Annotated in this window: 2 protein-coding genes; both read left to right on the top strand. The window is 48.9% G+C overall.

The window, feature by feature from the left end:
* The first annotated feature begins 408 nt into the window (after positions 1-408).
* Positions 409-660, top strand: coding sequence for a hypothetical protein (locus tag QRN60_RS26375; protein WP_147466079.1), 252 nt, complete (start codon positions 409-411; stop codon positions 658-660).
* Between the two features lie 88 nt (positions 661-748).
* Entirely contained in the window at positions 749-1,084 is a 336-nt protein-coding gene (locus tag QRN60_RS26370; RefSeq protein WP_147466078.1) for a hypothetical protein, read from the top strand.
* Positions 1,085-1,429: the final 345 nt, after the last annotated feature.

Here is a 1,429-nt window from a genome sequence, read left to right as displayed (position 1 = left end):
CTGATCGCGTGTGAGGCTCTGAGACCCCCCTCAGGATCACTTCGCGCCATGATCACTCAGCTTTACCGCAACGGACCCATAACGCACAGCACAGTCGGTTGTCGGGTCCCGGAGGCAATTTCCTTGCAGCACTGCCTCTCCTGGGCGACTCCATCTTGCTGCAGCACCTGGTTCTGATTTGTCGCTTCGGCCTTGGCGATCGCAGGCCGGCAGGGTGGGGGTGCTGTTACACCCCCACTTTCATGCGGATCTCCGCAGTATTGCGGATTTCCTTTTTATTTTCCTTTTAGAATCAAGTGCCTATCTTCCACTTTGGCTTTCTTCTTGGTATATCTTTGGTAGTTACTTGACACCTACCTTTCTGTCGTGTAATTTCCGCTTAATTACTCAGTAACTACTAGGTGTGTTATGAATTCAGAGAATGACCGCATTGCTGATTTGCGGCAGCGTTCTGCTCGAATAGGTAATGATCGCTCAAGCTTAACCGCACACAAGCGTATTGAATCCATTGGTGATGATTTAGATACAACTCTTAATTTCAAGCTCAACTCTGGACTTAAAGCAGAGTTTGAAAAGATTTGTAAGCAGCACGATTCTAATGTTTCTCGCGAACTTAAACGTTACATGCGCGCTTCTGTTATTGCTGGAGAGCTTCTTTAATATTTCGGCAATTCTGCCGATTAAATGCAGATCAGGGGAGCGCCAACTCCCCTTATCTGCTCACCATCCTGATCGAGAGAGGATCAAAATGGCTAATATCTATTCTACAGAAACACCTACCTTTGCAGGGTTTGCTTCATTGCCTCATGCTCTGATTTCTGCCCTTCAAAATGAAAAAATATCATGTTCATTTTCTCCCTTCGTAGGTCTGGATCCTGCCGCTTTGCTCGGCAGGCACGTCTACGTCCAGCATGAGCAGGAATACTCATCTCAGCTTCTATCGTATGAGGCTGTCGTTATCGGCTTTCAAGTGGGGGCCGTAGGTTATGGCATAGAGTCTCAGTTGCTCCTTAGGGCTAAGGATGGCTCAGATGATGAATATGTTCCTGTGTCAGCACTTACGGTTCTTGCCGTATTTTCTTGATGGTTTTTTGTCGTTGCCATGACGCAGCTAATGGTCAAATTCAATCTAAATCCTCTGTCTTTTTCTTTTCTGAAGCCTCGTCGCCGCGACAAGCGGCTCGGTTCAGAGCGCGGAGCGGATACGAGGCAGACCATGCCGCTAAGTCTCCATAGGCGTATCCGTAGGTACGCATAATGTGTGGACGTTATGGTACTTGCGGCCAACGGCCAGAATCGATCACCGGGACGATTGCGCAGCCCCCCCGGTGTTCGATTTACCCATAACGTCAATTATGCGTGGCAACCCCTCTTCTGATCGCGTGTGAGGCTCTGAGACCCCCCTCAGGATCACTTCGCGCCATGATCA

The organism is Agrobacterium sp. CFBP2214 (assembly GCF_030209895.1).
In the GTDB taxonomy this organism is placed as follows: Bacteria; Pseudomonadota; Alphaproteobacteria; order Rhizobiales; family Rhizobiaceae; genus Agrobacterium; species Agrobacterium radiobacter.
This window is presented reverse-complemented; position numbering and strand designations above follow the sequence as displayed.